The organism is Exiguobacterium sp. UBA6282, from assembly GCF_002440475.1.
Lineage (GTDB): Bacteria > Bacillota > Bacilli > Exiguobacteriales > Exiguobacteriaceae > Exiguobacterium_A.
Window position 1 is genome coordinate 6180 of sequence record NZ_DJUM01000012.1, and the last position, 17764, is coordinate 23943.

Consider the following 17764-nt stretch of genomic DNA (forward strand, 5'->3'; position numbering starts at 1 on the left):
CCTGGACAATCGCTTGAATCAACGGTTCAGTCATGGTTCAAACCGCTTGCTTACGCGATGATTCTGACACGTGAACAAGGGTATCCGTCGGTCTTCTATGGTGACTACTATGGTACAAAAGGTACGTCGAATCGCGAAATTCCAGCACTCGCTTCGAAGATTGATCCGTTACTCAAAGCACGGAAGGACTTCGCGTTCGGGAAACAAAATGATTACCTCGATAACCAAGACATCATCGGTTGGACACGGGAAGGTGTCTCGGATCGGGCAAAATCCGGTCTTGCAACAATCCTCTCAGACGGCCCTGGCGGTAGCAAATGGATGTACGTCGGCCTTCAGAACAAAGGAGAAGTCTGGACGGATATCACTGGAAACAACACGGCATCGGTCACGATCAACCAAGATGGCTACGGTCAATTCTTCGTCAATGGTGGTTCGGTCTCCGTCTATCGTCAACAATAAGCATTCAAAAAGGTCTTTTCCGTATGACGGGAGAGACCTTTCTTCTTCATTCAGCGAGACCGACACTCGATTTGATATGATCTTCTATCTCGATTGCTTGTAAGAGGAAATGCGCCACATCTGCACGATTGATTTGTTTTGCATCTTCCGGAACACCTGTATCTGCTTGACGATAAAGCCCCGTCAACGGACCGTTCAGTAAACGGAGTGGTCGGGCCACCGTATAGTTCAAATCCGCTTGTTGCAAAAGCGCGATCGCTTGGCGGTGATCCTTCAGTGGATTTTTCAGAATCCGCTGAGCGAGCATCCCTTGTACACCCGGTAATTCATCATCAACACCGGCAGACGCGACATAACCAATTCGGTCTACGCCCTGCTTTTTCATCGCTGTCACGATCCGGACGAGACTCCGTTCTAAAAAGCCACTGTATGCAAGACTCTCTGTGCCAAGAGCCGTCAGGACAGCCTCTTGCCCGGCAATAGCAGCTGTTACCGCTTCTTGATCGAGCACGTCGCCCTTTACGACTCGTAACCGTTCGTCATGTAGTGTCAGTTTTTCTGGACTGCGGACAAATGCTGTGACCTCATGCCCGTGATCAATCGCCTGTTTGACCAGTTCTTGTCCAGTTTGACCAGTCGCTCCAAAAATAATCAGTTTCATACGAAACATCCTTTCTCTTTCAAGATCCACTGATTCAATCATACCCTTACCACTTGAAAATGAATCGTCTCACCTTGTCTTTATTTTCAGAAAATTGTTTTTATTTGTTAACACAGTATGCTAAAATCTCCCTAAGTACATATGGATATTTTTTCCTTAAAAACAGGAAGGAGGATCGCTTGTGTTACGGCAACGCTTTATCATGTCGCTTGGTGTCATTCTAATTAGTCTGTTCTTGTTTCAAACTACCGCGACGTATATTTACACGCATTACATCATGCCGGATCCTTTTAAAAAGCCTTTGCTTGCAGAAACTGAAGCGAATGGCGAAATTAGTTTTAAAAACGGTCACTCACCTACTAACACAAAAGGCAAGATGCCTTTTGAACCAATCGATCCACGACCTGGTCCAAAAGAGCTCTGGAAATCCCTTAAAGCGGATGCCTCTGACTCCCCTTTTTCTTATCTACAATATGTCATTTTAATCAGCTTATTTAGTTTCATGGTCTGGAAACTCGTTCAGTCGCGTCGCGTGAAAAAACGGCGCAGGTCTACAGGAGACGTAACGGATGACGTTCCATTCGCTCAATCAATCTTTCATCCTGCTTCTTTAAGAAAATCATCTTATCTGTATGCATCGTATTCGTCTTCACGTGTCCGTGATCTCGTCATCCGTTTTGAGCAACACTTACCGCGCAGTCAGCAACGTCGTCCGAACGAAACGCTTGAAGACTGGTTACGTCGAATTGAGGTCCCTGTCGATTTTCAGTTGTATCGGAATATCCGCTACGGTGACATGTCGGAAACGATCGTCACGGACGATGAGATTCTACGCTTCGAACAACAACTAGCACGCTACTCAACCATTTGACCTTGGAGGGATTTCCTATGAAACTACAACAATTAAAAGATCAACTCAATTCCATCTATCTCGGTAAACCGGACGTCATCGATCTTTGTCTGACGGCACTCATCGCAGAAGGACATATTCTATTAGAAGATGTACCGGGAACAGGGAAAACGATGCTCGCCAAAGCGCTCGCTCAGAGCTTTGAAAGTGCCTTCTCGCGGATTCAGTTTACGGCGGATCTTCTCCCATCAGATGTCATCGGTTCGGATTTCTTCAACTTAAAGACACAGGAGTTCGAGAATAAACGCGGTCCATTGTTCGCGAACGTCGTCTTGATTGATGAGATCAACCGTGCTGTTCCGCGGACACAATCGGCATTGCTCGAAGCGATGGAAGAACGTCAAGTCTCGATCGGTGGAACGACCTATCAGATGCCCGCCCCGTTCTTCGTCATTGCGACACAAAACCCAATCGAGTCAGCAGGAACGTTCCCATTACCGGACGCCCAACTCGACCGGTTCATGGTCGCAATTGAAGTCGGTTATCCGGATTTCGAGAACGAACGGCGCTTATTGTCTGAGATTCTGACGAACGTCCGTCGGTCAGCTGTCGGCATCGCGTCAGGCGGTGACTTGATTTCCTGGCAGGAAGAGGCACGCCGCGTTCATGCATCACAAGACGTGCTCGATTACTTGCTCCATATCGTCCAAGCGACACGAAACCATGAACTCATTGAAGTCGGCGTCAGTCCGCGTGGAGCGATTGCATTACTTCGCGCCTCGCAAAGCTATGCGTTCTTGAATCAACGCGACTTCATCATCCCGGAAGATATCAAATATCTTGCAAAACACGTCCTGTCTCATCGCCTGACACTGACACTTGAAGGTGGAATCAAGACGACGAAAGCGGCTGTCTTGACGCATATTCTGGACGACGTGCCGGTTCCGGTCGAGATGGGGTGACGAATCATGCAGATTGAACGTTCCGTCCCGTTTTGGCTTGAACGCCGACTCTTTCCACTGTACGTCGCGATGACGTTCATCTTCCTCTTCATTCCACGTCTGTCGATCCTCGGTTTTCTGTTCGCCGCCTTGGCGACGATTCATTTCGTCGTCGGTCGAACAGAAAAACAGCTCCGACGGGACGTGGCAATCGAATGGAAGCATTATGAAGCGTTAATGTTCAACCAAGAACAGACATCGCTCCATCTACAAGTCTTCGGTGTCGAATCTTTAAGTCAGCTCGGACTCGAAGCGACGCTTCGTTTGCATACGGATGGTGGGGTCATCTTCCCGGAGATGGACCCGCTGCATCCGGCGACGTTTCATGCGGTGATTGACTCTGAAGACGCGGTAACAATACCGATTCAGACGGTTCGCCGCGGACCGGCGGAGTTCGATGAGATCATCTTGACGATTCGTTTGCCTTGGAAGATGGGCGTCTATCTCTTTACGTTCGATACGTATCCGTCGTTTACAGTCTTACCGTCCTTGACGGCGCAGGCGACGCCGCTTCTTTTACAGCGTTTACGGATCGGCGATCGACCAGATCGGTACTCGCCACTCAAGAACAAGCTCGTTCAGCTTGGTGCAAAACCCTATACGGCAGAACCGTCAAAAGAGATCGATTGGTATGCGACAGCGAAGACCGGTCGATTGCAGGCAAAAGTGTTCGAAACGAGTAATCAGGATACATTTACGATTGCCTTGAATTTATCGGCACCAAGCGGTTACGGGCTCCATCAACAATTCGAGACATTCATCGAACAAGCAGCGTTCCTGATCAGTGAATTAATCAAGGAAGGCTGCAAGATCGAACTATTTCTCAATCGTCTCGACGGAGCGAACCGAATGACGCATCTTTCGCTACAAGAAGGCCAACCACAATTAAAGCATGTCTTAATGACCCTCTCGACGGTCTCGACGCGTGATTCGTTCATCGCGACGCAACATTTCGAACGCTACGTGCTTCGCCGTAAGCATATGAATAGTCAGTTGATTCAAATTGGGAATGACCGGATCCTCGCCATCGGTTGAGGACCCTAAAGAAAGGAGTTTCTCACTTCATGGCTTTTATCGCCCGAAAATCGATGCAGCTCATCGTGGCTTTTTTTGTCTTGATTGCGATCAGCGCCCTTCCGGCGCTCGTCGCACAAATGAAATTCAATCCAGCAAGCTACATAGAAGGTCTGAAACAGCAATTCGCTCAACTAGCAAAGCTTGATGAGATCACTTATTTTAATGTGTCTGCTCAAAAAGAAGTCTTATTACTCCCTTCTTTACAGCCTTATATTCAAGAGACGTTAATCATCTTTACAATAGCAATGATCGTTTCCGCGATCAGTGCGATTCTTTACGCCTATCTGTTTTATCGAAGTGGTCGACGAACACGGACACTATTGAAACAGGCGACACGCACACTTGAGATGGTTCCAGACTTATTTTGGATCATTTTTTCGCAATTCCTCGTCATCTATTTATTCAAAATGACAGGATATAGCAAAATCGAGATTGCAGGAACATATGCTGACTCGATTCGTTTCTTACCGATTACCACCTTAACGCTGACAACATTATTTTTCTTTATCAAATGGCTGACGACACAAGTACTGGAACAAGAATCTGCACCGTTCCTTGAACTCGCAAGGGCAAAAGGTATTCAGCCAACCGCTCTTTTCTGGAAACATTTACTTCCGACGATGGTCTATCGGTTTTATTTATTTTTCAGAGCCAATATTATTACAATTCTATCAAGTTTGTTAATCATTGAGTACACTTTTCAGGTCCAAGGCCTGTTTCGTTTCGTTCTTCAATTTGGGCAAATGCCGATTTTAATGGTCGTCTTGTTCTTAATCTATTTACCAATCTTCATCATGGATTTACTTGCAGAATGGTTGATCCCGAGCGCCTGGAAAGGAGGGATTTGATGCGTCGCACCCTAATGCGAGATCCTGTCTTCTGGCTATGTCTATTTTTGCTCACCGTTTTACTGATCCTAAGTTTCGGAAATACGATCTTACGTGATGGTCAAGTTGATAAAATCTCGAATCGTTACGCTGAAGATGGCACATTTCTTGCTACGTCTCCCTTAAAACCGTCAAGTGATCAATGGCTAGGTACGGACCGTTCCGGCAACGACCTCTTTCAATTGATGATTGAAGGGTTCAAGTGGACGGTCGGTATTTGTATCCTCGTTGCTCTTAGTCGGATGTTTCTTTCACTGGTCATCGCGATTCCGCTAGCTTTTCGAACTGCTCGTGTCAATCGATACTTGAAACTTATTCTTGATGGGTTTTTAGTTTTACCACTGTCTCTCGTTTCTTTACTGCTTTTATTTTCATCTCTTGTTTTCATAGATTCGACGGTGGTTCCATCATTATTCGATCGTGTCTCGTTTGAATTGATCATCCTGATTTTACTCGGTCTACCTTCGTTATCACTCTACCTGATTGCTGAGACTCGTCAGTTGCTTAGTCAAGAGTTCATGATAGTCGCCCAGACGCTTGGTGGTAGTCCATGGCATCGTTTCAGACGCCATATTTTGCCACACCTCATTCCAACGTTGATGATCGTCTTCATGCAACAATTCATCCAAACGCTAATGTTGCTGATCCATTTATCGCTCTTAGGTATTTTCTTCGCCGGAACAGTCAATTTATATGAGGGTGTCATGCCAACGATCTTTGAGTGGTCCTCGATGTTCGGCTATTACTACAACCAGTTTTCAGCGACGTCGTGGCTCAACCATATGTTCCTCGTTCCACTGATTGGACTAGCATTGATTGTCTTCTTCAGCAATCTATTCATGAGTCGACTCGAACGGGCTTTCCGATTCCGCCAGCAACTAAAACCAATCAAGGGGTCGGCATCTCGTGCTCAAGACGAAGCTGCCGCGACGTCGATGGTTGATCCCTTTACACTCGTTGCCCGGAACTCCCGTCACGATTCTGATTGACAATCCATTTTTTTCCTCTTACACTAGAAAAAAACACGAAATGAGGGCGTCCAATGTAAGTCATTCTGAATTCTCACTCCTAACTAAATACGTACGATATGGAGGTCATTCAGAATGAACCGGTTTACGCTTTTATTGGTCAGTCAATGGATTGCGAATGCGGGAGATGCGCTCTATATCGTCTCCCTGATCGCGATGATCTATCAAACGACAGGGCAAGCGAGTCTCGCTGCCCTGTTTCCCGTTCTCGTCACAGCAGGCATGACAGGAAGCGGCTTCTTATTCGCCCAAGTCGCTCAACGTGTTCCCCATGCCTCCTTGTTGTTCGGCAGTCAACTCCTCAAGACGATTCTCTTAGGCATCATCTGGGGACTTGATTTACCACTGCCACTTATCCTCGCACTCGTTGGATGTATCGCTTTCTTCGACGGATTTGCTCGTCCGATCGAAAGTGCCTTCATCCCTCGACTGTGTCAGGATGTCCAAAAGGCTAACAGTCTCGTACAAGGTTCGAATCAAGTGATTCAGCTCATCATGTGGCCGCTCGGCGCCATTCTGGTCAGCTGGTTATCGCCGCTTTCCGTCTTGTCCGTCTCGGCCGGTCTGTTTTTAGGTGCGAGTCTCATCAGCTATCTGTTCTATCGAAGCGTCCGCTCTCTACCCGACCCTTCGATGGAAGGGGAAGACGTTTCCTTCCGGTCGAGTATTCGCTACACGCGAGCGCATCCATTCGCGAAAGCCAACACGTATCTCGTCGGAATCGATGCGTTCGTCAGTACGGCTTGGATTTCTGCTCTGTTCCTCGTCTACATCGATACACATTTCCAGCTATCGGAACGCTGGTGGGGCATTCTAAATGCCTTCTATCTGCTGAGCATGATCGCCGGTAGTTACATGATGTTACGTCATCGTGGAACGCGTTCGTTGCTTTATCGCAGCATCGGCTTTTCGATTGTTGCGACCTTCTTGTTTGCTTTCGCTCCAATCGTCACACTTGCCGTGATCGCTTGTCTGATCCAAGGGTTTGCGAGTCAAGTCCGGGCGATTGAGCTGAATACGTTGTTGCAAAAGACGACACCACTCGAACGGTTACCGTATGTCTATAGCGTGCAACAAACCGTTTATGCACTCTGTTTCTGCCTCGGCAGTCTATTGTTCGGATGGCTTGCCGATGTGTTTGCGATCGAGCTTGTCTATGCGCTCGCAGGAGCCCTCTCCTTGTTGATGTGGCAACCGGCTCGCCAGCTATTGGCACATTCCTCTCAGGAGCAACGACACGTGTCGTAATAAATGACAGTCAAAAGGACAAAGGTCAATGCACCTTTGTCCTTTTTTTGATTCAGTTCTGACGCGTGCGCGTCACACTATACAACAGAAGCAACATAAGTGAGACGAGACCGAGCGCGGCATAGGTCATCTGAAGCGAGAAGACACGTTCGACGAAGACGAACAGCGTACCGGTTCCAAGCACAGCTAAACGTTCAATGACTGAGATCAGCGACGTAAACGTTGCGCGTCCATTTGTCGGCGCAACATCTTGGATAACCGTGGTCACATAAGGCTCAGCCCAGCCATAGCACAAGTACAGCATACCGAGTAAACCGATACTGACGAGCGGAGAGGCAACCGACAATCCGGCAAGACACACGATATAGATCATCGCCCATCCGACGGGCGATCGGAACCGAGATAAGGACGCACCAATCGCCTGCATGATTTGGAATAACACGAAGACGAATCCGAAATGGACCATCGGTATCGTTTGATCCCGTAGATAGAGTTGCCAAAACTCATCAACGAAATCAATCGTCGCCCCGTATAACAAGACAAGACAAAGAATTCGGACGTAGACGCGTCGAAACGAAAAACCGTTTAGCAATGTCTTTAATGAACTCGTCTCTCCGTCTTGTTCTCGCGCTGCTTCCTTTAAGAAAAACGTCAGGAGTACTGTTCCGAGCAAAATCCACCATGACACGTGATAGTGCCAAATCAAGTCTACCGATCGCACAGCGTAACTTCCGACAAGTGCCGCAAGTCCTGATGTCAATAAACCACTAATTGAAATCACTCGCCAGACCGTCTCGAATCGCTCTTCTATCCTTTGCATTCGCAATGTTTCATAGACGTGGGCTTCAAGCGCTCCACTAAGTGCTGCGCCACCGATGCCGGCAAGGACCATCGCCAAGAGGAAGGCAGGTAATGAGTAGGCTTCAAGCAACACCGTAAACGATAACCACTCACATACGAAACCAGCCAGAATGAACGGCTTTCTGCCCCACCGATCGGATAACAAACCGAATGGAACCTCACCAATCAACATGACCCAAGCAAAGACGATTTCTGCGATGACGACGTCGGCAATGCTCATTCCCCGGTCTTCCCAGTAAAAGCGCTCAATCACATACGCTGGAATGAACGAACTACTGGCTTCGATCAGGATCCAAAGCATGAGTGATCGTCGGACTTAACAAGGCCATCTGCTTCGCCGCATCTCCTCACTTCCTTTCTATTTGGTAGTAGTTAATTCCCGTTTTGCAGATGAAACCAACAAAAAAACGCCCTTTGATTAAAAAATCAAAGAACGCTTTTGACATTAACATTCATCTGCCGATTCCGTGACCGGTACGACGGACTGGACGATCGGTAGTTCGACGATGAACGCGGATCCGACACCTTCCGTTGATTCGACATGAATCATTCCTTCGTGCGAACGAACGATTTCCTGACAAATCGCAAGACCAAGACCGGTACCGCCGATTTTTCGACTATCCGAATTATCGACTCGGTAAAACTTACTAAACAGTTGTGGTAACGCGTGACGCGGAATGCCGATTCCCTCATCTTCGATCTTCAGCTGGACACGATCTTCGACTTGACGCATCGTGATCGTGATTTGACCACCATCCGGTGAATACTTGATTGCATTGTTGATCAGGTTCGTGAACAGCTGACGCATTTTTTGTTCGTCAGCATGAATCCGCCCCGTCGTCGTTTCTTCAAAATCAAGGACTAGCTCGTGATCTTTTGCCGAAGCCGTATGGAACTCGACCGTTTCCTGAATGACTTTCGTCAAATCAAGCGGTTTGAAGTCATATTGTTGCTGACTCGATTCCATGCGCTGGACATCGAGGAAGTCGTTGACGAGGTTCGTCAACCGTTCGGTTTCTGCATGAATCGTCTCGAGATACCGTTGACGTTTTGATTCCTGGACGTCGCGCGCGAGCATCAATTCCGTGTAGCCGTAAATCGAGGCAAGCGGTGTCCGCAACTCATGCGAGACGGTCGAGACGAATTCCGATTTCATCCGGTCGATTGCTGTCTCTGCCGTCACGTCACGTAAGACGAGCATCGTACCGCGGAAACAACCACCGTAATGAATTTCCTCTGCATACAGCGTGACGAATCGCTCTTCCTTGTTCAAGGACAACGCCAAGCTCTCCGTCGGAATTTCCTGACTGCAGACATGATCCATGTAGGTTAAGAACGCCTCATGTTGATCGACTTGCACTGCCAACTCTTCGATTTTGACGTCGAGCGTCATCAATCCTTCTTCCGCCACTTGATCGTGCGCCGGATGATGGAATAAAGCGAGCAATGGTTTATTGGCAAAAATCGTCTCTCCTTCGATATAGATGACCGCTTCCCGAATCGAATGGAGAAGTTTGGACGTCTTTTCCCGTTCTCGTTCGACTTCTTCAAAGACACGCATCCGGAGCAAGGAGAGTGCCAATTGACGGGAGAACGACCAGATTTCGTTCGTCTGCTCTTCCGTAAAGGCATCCCGGTAACGGACGAGATAAATGCTTGCAATCATTGTGTTCGTCGCTGGATCCATCACCGGTACGACGATTTCGTACATCGCGTACGGATATGGGAGCGGATGATGACTCGCGACTTGTTTCGTCGAGCGAACAGCACGCTTGTTTTGACGTGTGCGTTCGAGTAATGACGTCGAAGCATGTAATAACTGGTGCTCCTGAGCTTCCGTCATCCCGTAAGAGACGAGATCCGTATAGCGGTCTTGCTCTAGGAAGACGATTGCTCCGAGCTCCGCATCGGTGATCGTAATCAATTTTTCGATGATCGCCGGATACGCCGTCAACGTTTCGCGAGACGCAAGAGTCTCGGTCAACTCATTGCGATAACGCAAATGGGTCTCGTTACGTAACGTGATGTCGAGTGCTTCTTCGAGTTCTTCCTGTTGCGATTGAAGTTCTTCTTGCTGGGCAATTAATTCTTCCTGTTGACTTTGTAGTTCGTCGTTACTTGCGACGAGTTGATGTTTTTGCCCGGAAATGGCGGCTGCCATCTGGTTGAACGTCGTCGTCAACTCACCAATCTCATCTTGACGATTCGTGATGACGATCGGTGTCGCATCCTCACCTTTAGCGAGTCGTCCACTTTCCCGGTTCAACTGACGCAACTGACGCGTCAAGCGGCGGACGAATGGTCGGACGAAAACGAGAGTAATCAATAAGAGGATTGCAATATTGACGGCTCCGAGAATTTGCGACGAGTTGACTTGTTTACCAAGCTGCTCTTGCGCCGCCATCTCTTGATCGTTTAAGGAATTACGATATTTTGTGAAGACCGTCTCCATATCAACGATACTTGAACTCATATCAGCCGCACTCTTCGTCTTGATGTTGAACTTCCGCTGTGGATCGAGTGGTTTTGATTTCGTAACCTTTCCAAGCGTCGGCATCTTCAAGAACGGTTCCGTCACTTTGCCGTCTTTTTTCGCCGCGACATAATTGACGAGGCTCGGCATGACGCGTTGGGTATACGCTGTATAGAGTTCCCGTGCGTCCGTTGCATACTGCCGTTCTTCTTTGAAGCGTGCATTGCGCTCGAACCATGTCGTTTGTCGATTGATGCCATTTTTCTTTGCTTCGATTTCTTTTAACATCTCTTCGTCACCAAGCAAGACGAAGCCACGCATCTCGTACTGCATGCTTTGCCATGATTCGTACAAATCGGTCGCCCGTGTCCGATGTTCGTTTAACATCTTTAATTCTTGGCGTGATTCATCCACCTGTTGTTTCGTATATAGGTAGACACCACCTGTCGTTAGCAGCAGTGTCAGAAAAATCACATAAAACGCAGACATGATTTGCCGTCCAATCGTTCGATTCAGCCATGTTTTCATTAAAGGAATTCAACTCCTTTCCCTTTATCTTTCTCCAGCAATAAAGGTATTCCCGTCCATTCATTGTAAACTTTTTTCAATCGATACACAGCATTCTGCTCAAAAAGATTTCAATTTCATACAACTTTAATCTAAATCGTTGTATATGACAATTAGATGTCACGATTCAATCGTTTCCAACAAAAAAAGAGCCCAGCAGGACTCTTTTCAATGATGATGGTGGTGACTATGGCTCCGAACTGGCTGTTCATCCGCTAAATGATCCGCATCCAAAATGCCAAGTCGTAAATACTGGGCTAAGACTTGTTTTTCAGTCGTTTCAGAAATCTGATCTGCTCCTTGAATGAGCCTTAAAATACCGGTCGCAATCCGTAACGGTTCAAGGTTCGTCTTTTCCACCGGAAAACTTGTCAACGTTTCTAAGTAAGCGACGTAATTCAGTGCATCCGATTCATTCGGACTGACGAGACGCGCCGCATGCTCGCGCAGTTGTTGCGTCAATGAATTCGTTGAGATTCCCTTTGAGGCTGCAGAGATAACTCCGAACAGAATGAACCCGATGATGAGAACAAAAAATCCGACCATGAAAATCGGCATGCCCGAGAAGAAGCCGTCGCCTCCCAATTCGCTTTCCATGAATGCTACTGTGAACATGATGAGCCCTCCAAATGAATAGAATAATAACGATCACTTATCCTACGTTATCCTCTTCAAGAAAGTTTCACCTAGTTAGGTAGTTTTTGTAATTCGGCTTGGAACCAGTCTTCAACGAAGAACCGTTCCGTCTCCGTCTCGATTTGATACGAATACAACACCTCAAAGTCACCCTCTGTCAACATCGGTAACGTCAATTCGCGTACGAGTTGACGTAACTCCTCCGTCAGTTCAGCTTCATAGCGGATGAATCCATCTTCCCGGTGCTCGACTTCCGTCAAGTATGGGAGGAGGATATGCTTGCCGAATGATTGTGGATCATCGATGACTTCTGCTGTCACACCGAATAGTTCTTCTGCTTCTTCGACGAGTCCTTCTGCCGACTGTACCTCGATATGATCCGGAAACCAGACCGTCAAGCGGCGCCCTTCCTGTAAAAGTCGTTCAAAGACAGGACGAAACGTTTGATTTTGAATCAGTTCGTATTGCATCAGTCTTCCCCTTTCGTGAATTCAAATTTTAATTGATCGCGTTCGAGATAAAGCATCGCCTTAAACTGGCGCGCATTTTTTTTCATCTCGAGTGGCTTTGTTTTTTGTCCAGCGAGTACCTTTTTGACTTCCGTTTGCGTCAGTCGGGCACCAAGGATCGTTTTCGGTAACGTAAAGCCACAGTTGTTCTTTTGATATCCACTGCAGCCATAGAACTTCCCACGATCAAGAACCGCTGATTGACACAGTGGGCATGGCCCGACCGGACGATTCGTCGCACCACGCGGGTACTTACTCTTGACTTGCGTCGGATCAACAGCGAGTTGTTCGATCCGTTGCTTGGCATCAACGACGAGATGCTCCGACAGTTTCTTCGCCTGTTCAATGAACTGGGCGGCAGACGCTTCCCCTTTACCGATTTGCTCGAGACGGCTCTCCCACTTCGCTGTCATCTCTGGCGAAGCAAGAATACTCCCCGTCACGGCATCGATCAATATCCGACCTTTTGGCGTCGGATGAATCTCTTTTTTGACGAGTTTGATGTATTCCCGCCGTTTTAGTCCGTCGATGATCCCGGCACGGGTCGCTTCCGTCCCGAGTCCCTCGACTTCCTTCATAATCGCTTGCAGCTCATCTTCGAGTAATTTACCAGCTGTTTTCATGCCGAGGATGAGTGTCCCTTCCGTATAGCGTTTCGGCGGCTCCGTTTGTTTCTCGAGCAGACGACAGCCTTTGATCGGCATCTCTTGTCCTCGTTCGACGGCTGGCAATTCGACTTCCTTTGATTCGATTTGTAAGACTTGTTTAAAGCCCGGATCAATCGTCCGACTGCCGCGTGTCAAAAAACGGTCCATCTCACGCGTCGTCACGATTTCCGTCTTCTCCGAGACGGCGTCCGGTGCAAAGGCAGCAAGGAAACGGCGAACGATTAAATCGTAGACTTGCGCATCTCGTCCAGAGAGCTTCGCGACGGCACCCGCCTCTTCTGTGGGAATGATCGCATAGTGGTCGCTGACCTTTGCCGGATTGACGTAGCGTTTATCGTTTGCCGGATTGTTCGTCAGGACATCCTTGATTGGACTATATTCCGCTTGTTTTAATAACCGATCAAGAATGACTGGGAACTGTCCCGCTTCCTCTTTGGTCACGAAGGACGAGTCTGTTCGCGGATAACTGATCCAACCACGGATATAGAGTTTTTGCGCGATATCGAGCGTCTCTTTTGCACCGAGACCAAACCGTCGGCTCGCTTCGGTTTGTAAGAGCGATAAACTGAACCAAAATGGCGGTCGTTCCGTCTGCCGTTTTTTCTCGATGGAGGCGACGATTCCGATTCCTTTCGTCCGATCCACGATTGCTTGTGCCTGTTCCCGATCACTCAGCTTCGTCTGTTTCTGCGCATTGATATATTTTCCTTTGTATCGCGTAAAATCCGCCTCGACTTCATAATATGTCTCCGGTCGGAAATCCTCGATCTGTTTTTCCCGTTCGACGATCAGTGCAAGCGTCGGTGTCTGGACTCGTCCGAGGGAAAAGACGTCGGCGATGCCCTTCTTCTTCAGTAACGTCGTATACGCACGGGACGCATTCATCCCGATCAGCCAATCGGCGCAAGCGCGACTCATCGCCTCATGGAAGATGTTCTCTGTTTCCTTTCCATCAAGCAGATTCGCAAACCCATGGTCAACGGCTTGAGGCGTCAAACTCGAAATCCAGAGTCGTTGCAGTGGTTTTGCGTTGTTCGCGAGACGTAAGATCAATCGGACGATTGCCTCTCCCTCTCGCTCGGCATCCGATGCTATAATGATGGAAGTCGTCGTCCGCTCATTCAATAATTTTTTGATGACTTGGTACGGTTTACTTTTACCTTTTGCCAGTCGGTAATCAAATCGTTCCGGGATAATTGGCAAATGGTCATAGTTCCATCGTTTCCACTTGGCGTCATAATGCGCCGGCTCCTGCAGTTCGCATAAATGTCCAACCGCGTAGGCGAGTTTTGCCCCTTGCGGAAATCGGTCACACGGTTTGATTTCGATGTAGCCGTCCCGCTTCACAGACGGATACGGAGCTGCCAGTTTTTCAGCTTGTTTTGGTTTTTCAGCAATGATCAATTGCACACGCTTCACCCTCATTTCCTTACTTCAGACATGTGGAGGTACCCATGCCCTATTTTACGTTATTCATGGCTTTATTCTTTATTTCAACATCGGCAATCTTCGTCAAATGGGCGGAGACCCCGATCGAGGCTGTCGCCTTTGTGTGCATGCTGTTCTCGACCTTATTGTTGCTCCCACTCATTCGCTTGAAGGAACTTTTGCAACTCAGTTCGTCGACGATTCGGCATATGCTATTAAGTGGCATTTTGCTCGCCGGGCATTTTTGGCTGTGGTTTCTCTCTCTTGATTATACGACAGTTGCGAGCTCAACGCTCTTCGTGACCGCAAGTCCGATTTTTGTCCTTGCCGGTAACGCGTTATTTTTCAAACAACACCCGTCGCGCAAGGCACTCCTGTTCGTCGCTGTCGCCTTGTTCGGTGGCGGTCTCGTCGCTTACGGAGATATCGCCGTCGGCATGCGCGCCTTGATCGGGGACGGTCTTGCTTTGCTCGCAACGATTTTAGTCGCTGGTTACTGGTTGCTCGGTCAACACGTCCGCACAAGCGTTTCGACGAATCTCTATTCGTTCGGTGTCTACGCTGTCGCGTCGCTCGTCTTGCTTTTGTTATCATTGATTCAATCAACGAATCTCGTCGCTGCGTTCCAACAAGACTGGTGGCTGTATATTCTTCTTGCCGTCTTCCCAACGTTACTCGGTCACAATTTATTCAACTGGGCGCTCGCTCGTGTCAGTGCCAGTATCGTCAGCATCACGATCCTTGGTGAAGCGGTTTGGGGGATGATCTTTGGGTATTATCTGTTTAACGAGAAGTTAACATGGATTCAAATCACCGGTGCTGCTTTACTCTTGATTGGAATCGGATTGTTCCTCCGACGCAATGAACGTGATATTCGTGAACAGCTCGCCCATCGTGAAAGTGCCACTAGTCAATCTTCCTCATGACAAAAGCGAACCAGGATGATCATCATCCTGGTTCGCTTTTTCGTTACGATCGTGGATCGTCAGGTCGAACTTTCGGTAAACGCCATGTCATCGCGAACGCGAGAATGGCACAAACGACTCCACCGATGAAGACGTAACGTAATCCATGTGATAACGCGAGTTCTGCCGCATACTGCACGTCCTGTCCGAACGTTTTTGCCGTACTCGATTGGAAGAATGGATCAATCGCGTACCCTGAAAGCGTGTCCGACGCTGCAAACGAGCGAAGGATTGATAGGTTGAAGATCGTACCGAAAATCGCAACACCGAGCGTCTGTCCCGTCGTACTCAAGAACGAGTTGACGGCCGTCGCTGAACCACGAAGTGACCAATCGACGGATGTCTGCAAGACGACCATGAAGACGGGTTGCGAGAGACCAAAACCAATTCCGATCAGCGAAACGGCAAGATAGATAAAAACATCACTTGATTCGCGCGTGATCAACGATAAAATTACTGTACCGACGATCAGCAGCCCCATTCCTGTCATCGTCCGGTACCGGGGTGAGGCGACACCAATCGTCCGTCCACCGATGATGGCGGTCAGCGTCCAAAAAAGCGACAGTGGCATCAACATGAAACCAGCTTCGGTCGGACTCTTCCCGAGTACCCCTTGGGCAAAAATCGGAATATACGCTGACATCGAGACGAGCACCCAGGCGGAAAAGAAGACCGCTAAGTTGATCACGAGAATGACCGGATGGCGAATGACTGCTGGTGGCAAGAGTGGATCGCTCGCCTTTTTCTCGACCCGATAAAACGTGAACAATAATACGAAACTAATGAAAAAGCTCGCTAGAATGATCGGCCGCAAGAACGTCTCCGACTCACTGCCCGACAATAAACCGTACAGAAACGCACTCATCCCGAGCGCAAACAATAAGGCACCCCGGTAATCGATTTTCCGCTCCGTTTCCCTGACCGTCTCTTTGTAGTAAACGACGATCATGAAAAACGATAATAAGGCAAACGGTACGTTTAGTAAGAAAATATACCGCCACGAAAGCGATTCGACGAGGAATCCACCGACAAGTGGTCCCGCGACACCCGAAATCCCCCACACGGCACTGAGCACTCCTTGGATTTTCCCTCGTTCCTCATATGTATACAAATCACCGATGATCGTCATCGCGATCGGCAATACAGCTCCTGCCCCGATTCCTTGAACGGCGCGGAAAACGATCAACATCTCCATCGATTGAGCGAGTCCACAGGCTAACGAAGCGACGGTAAAGACGCCGATCCCGAATAACAGAACCCGTTTTCGACCATATAAATCTGCCATTTTGCCGTAAATCGGTGTTGATACCGCCATGAACAACAAGAACCCAGCAAAGATCCAACTGACTAATTTCGCCCCGTTCAATTCACTCGCCATGACAGGTGTTGCTGTTGCAACGATCGTCCCCTCAATCGCGGCTAAAAACGTCGCGAGCAACAAGGCGACGGTTACTTTTTTCCTCATTTGTTCCACTTCCCCTCTACTGTTCTATCATACTGGTTGAACCAGTGATAAGAAAAGTAAATGCTTATGAAACAGGATTCGCGGGAACGGTATGGAATGGTATACACTAGTCTCAGATTCACGATTTCGAATGGAGGAATGTCCTATGTTACGAAAAACGGCACTGATTACCGGTGCATCGGGTGGAATCGGACTGGATCTCGCTGTTCTCGCGGCGCGCGATGGTTTTGATTGTGTCCTTGTTGCCCGCAATGAGAAAAAATTGAAGGAGCTTCAACAGGTCCTTGAAAAACGCTATCAGATCAAAGTCTATGTATTCGCTGCTGATTTATCACTAAGCGACAGCGTTGATCGTCTCGTGCAATACTTAGAGGAACAAGAATTGACGGTCGATCTATTGTTCAATAATGCCGGCTTCGCCACGTCGGGACGCTTTGCGGAAATCGATCCAACAGAAGACATTAACTCGATCCAGGTCAACGTCGTCGCCTTGACGGATTTGACGAAACGTCTCTTACCAGGAATGGTTGAACGTGGCTTCGGACGCATCTTGAATGTCGCATCCGTTGCTGCCTTCATGCCAGGACCATACATGAGTGTCTACTATGCAACGAAAGCCTATGTCCTGTCGTTCTCGGAAGCACTTGCGACAGAAGTCGACGGCTCGGGTGTCAGTGTGACTTGTCTCTGCCCAGGACCGACCGATACGAACTTCTTCGACCGGGCGAACATCACGCTACCGTTCAAGAGTATGCCGTCACACCTCGTCGCATTCGCTGGGTACCGTGGCATGCTCAAAGGACGCCGTGTCGTCGTTCCAGGTGCGAGCAACCGCGCCATGGTTTCCTTGTCTCGTCTCTTGCCACGCCGTCTCCTGACAGAAATGACAGGTCGAATTCAAGATCCTGCTCGCCAGCAAGAATCCTCGACAGAAGAAGATCTCCTGTACGCGAATTCATGAAAAAACGGAAGAGCCAG

16 protein-coding genes are annotated in these 17764 nt (G+C 48.4%); 9 read left to right on the forward strand and 7 right to left on the reverse strand.

The features are described from left to right. Positions 1-462: alpha-amylase domain-containing protein (locus tag B2751_RS02915; RefSeq protein WP_290772670.1), on the forward strand; the 462-nt coding region annotated here is incomplete at its 5' end. A 46-nt stretch (positions 463-508) separates the two neighbouring features. Here the strand turns inward: B2751_RS02915 and B2751_RS02920 are convergent. Continuing rightward, positions 509-1123 carry an NAD(P)-dependent oxidoreductase gene (locus B2751_RS02920; RefSeq protein ID WP_290772673.1) on the reverse strand — a complete coding sequence of 205 codons (615 nt, stop codon included), beginning with the start codon at positions 1121-1123 and terminating at the stop codon, positions 509-511. 181 nt (positions 1124-1304) lie between these two features. On the opposite strand from B2751_RS02920, the gene B2751_RS02925 reads away from it, so the two are divergent. The 6 genes from B2751_RS02925 (at position 1305) to B2751_RS02950 (ending at position 7214) form a co-directional block, all read left to right on the forward strand. Continuing rightward, a complete protein-coding gene (locus tag B2751_RS02925; protein ID WP_290772676.1) occupies positions 1305-1994 on the forward strand; it encodes a hypothetical protein in 690 nt (229 codons plus the stop codon). Positions 1995-2011: 17 nt separating this feature from the next. Then, a complete protein-coding gene (locus B2751_RS02930; RefSeq protein ID WP_029341157.1) occupies positions 2012-2935 on the forward strand; it encodes an AAA family ATPase in 924 nt (307 codons plus the stop codon). Positions 2936-2941: 6 nt separating this feature from the next. Next, positions 2942-4009 carry a DUF58 domain-containing protein gene (locus B2751_RS02935; RefSeq protein WP_290772679.1) on the forward strand — a complete coding sequence of 356 codons (1068 nt, stop codon included), beginning with the start codon at positions 2942-2944 and terminating at the stop codon, positions 4007-4009. A 29-nt stretch (positions 4010-4038) separates the two neighbouring features. Then, positions 4039-4899: an ABC transporter permease subunit gene (locus tag B2751_RS02940; protein WP_290772682.1), complete on the forward strand. Its 861-nt coding sequence runs from the start codon at positions 4039-4041 to the stop codon at positions 4897-4899. Beyond that, on the forward strand, positions 4899-5927 hold the full coding sequence (locus B2751_RS02945) for an ABC transporter permease subunit (RefSeq protein ID WP_290772685.1): 1029 nt from the start codon (positions 4899-4901) through the stop codon (positions 5925-5927). Before B2751_RS02940 ends, B2751_RS02945 begins: the two co-directional genes overlap by 1 nt. A 114-nt stretch (positions 5928-6041) precedes the next feature. After that, entirely contained in the window at positions 6042-7214 is a 1173-nt protein-coding gene (locus tag B2751_RS02950) for an MFS transporter (protein ID WP_290772688.1), read from the forward strand. A gap of 52 nt (positions 7215-7266) precedes the next feature. On the opposite strand, the gene B2751_RS02955 is transcribed toward B2751_RS02950, so the two are convergent. The 5 genes from B2751_RS02955 to B2751_RS02975 form a co-directional block, all read right to left on the reverse strand. Beyond that, positions 7267-8376, reverse strand: a complete 1110-nt coding sequence (locus B2751_RS02955; RefSeq protein WP_290772690.1) for an MFS transporter — start codon at positions 8374-8376, stop codon at positions 7267-7269. Between the two features lie 144 nt (positions 8377-8520). Continuing rightward, positions 8521-11076, reverse strand: coding sequence for a sensor histidine kinase (locus tag B2751_RS02960; RefSeq protein ID WP_290772692.1), 2556 nt, complete (start codon positions 11074-11076; stop codon positions 8521-8523). Between the two features lie 207 nt (positions 11077-11283). Continuing rightward, on the reverse strand, positions 11284-11730 hold the full coding sequence (locus B2751_RS02965) for a hypothetical protein (RefSeq protein WP_290749063.1): 447 nt from the start codon (positions 11728-11730) through the stop codon (positions 11284-11286). A 71-nt stretch (positions 11731-11801) separates the two neighbouring features. Continuing rightward, on the reverse strand, positions 11802-12221 hold the full coding sequence (locus B2751_RS02970; RefSeq protein ID WP_290772694.1) for a hypothetical protein: 420 nt from the start codon (positions 12219-12221) through the stop codon (positions 11802-11804). Further along, positions 12221-14338, reverse strand: a complete 2118-nt coding sequence (locus B2751_RS02975) for a type IA DNA topoisomerase (protein WP_290772697.1) — start codon at positions 14336-14338, stop codon at positions 12221-12223. Before B2751_RS02975 ends, B2751_RS02970 begins: the two co-directional genes overlap by 1 nt. A 44-nt stretch (positions 14339-14382) precedes the next feature. Here B2751_RS02975 and B2751_RS02980 point away from each other — a divergent pair, with 44 nt between their 5' ends. After that, the gene (locus B2751_RS02980) at positions 14383-15282 is read left to right on the forward strand and encodes a DMT family transporter (RefSeq protein ID WP_290772700.1); all 900 of its coding nucleotides are present in this window, start codon (positions 14383-14385) and stop codon (positions 15280-15282) included. 43 nt (positions 15283-15325) lie between these two features. Here B2751_RS02980 and B2751_RS02985 read toward each other — a convergent pair whose 3' ends face one another. Beyond that, on the reverse strand, positions 15326-16786 hold the full coding sequence (locus tag B2751_RS02985; RefSeq protein WP_290749052.1) for an MDR family MFS transporter: 1461 nt from the start codon (positions 16784-16786) through the stop codon (positions 15326-15328). A gap of 145 nt (positions 16787-16931) precedes the next feature. Here B2751_RS02985 and B2751_RS02990 point away from each other — a divergent pair, with 145 nt between their 5' ends. Next, positions 16932-17747, forward strand: coding sequence for an SDR family NAD(P)-dependent oxidoreductase (locus B2751_RS02990; protein ID WP_290772705.1), 816 nt, complete (start codon positions 16932-16934; stop codon positions 17745-17747). Positions 17748-17764 lie beyond the last annotated feature (17 nt).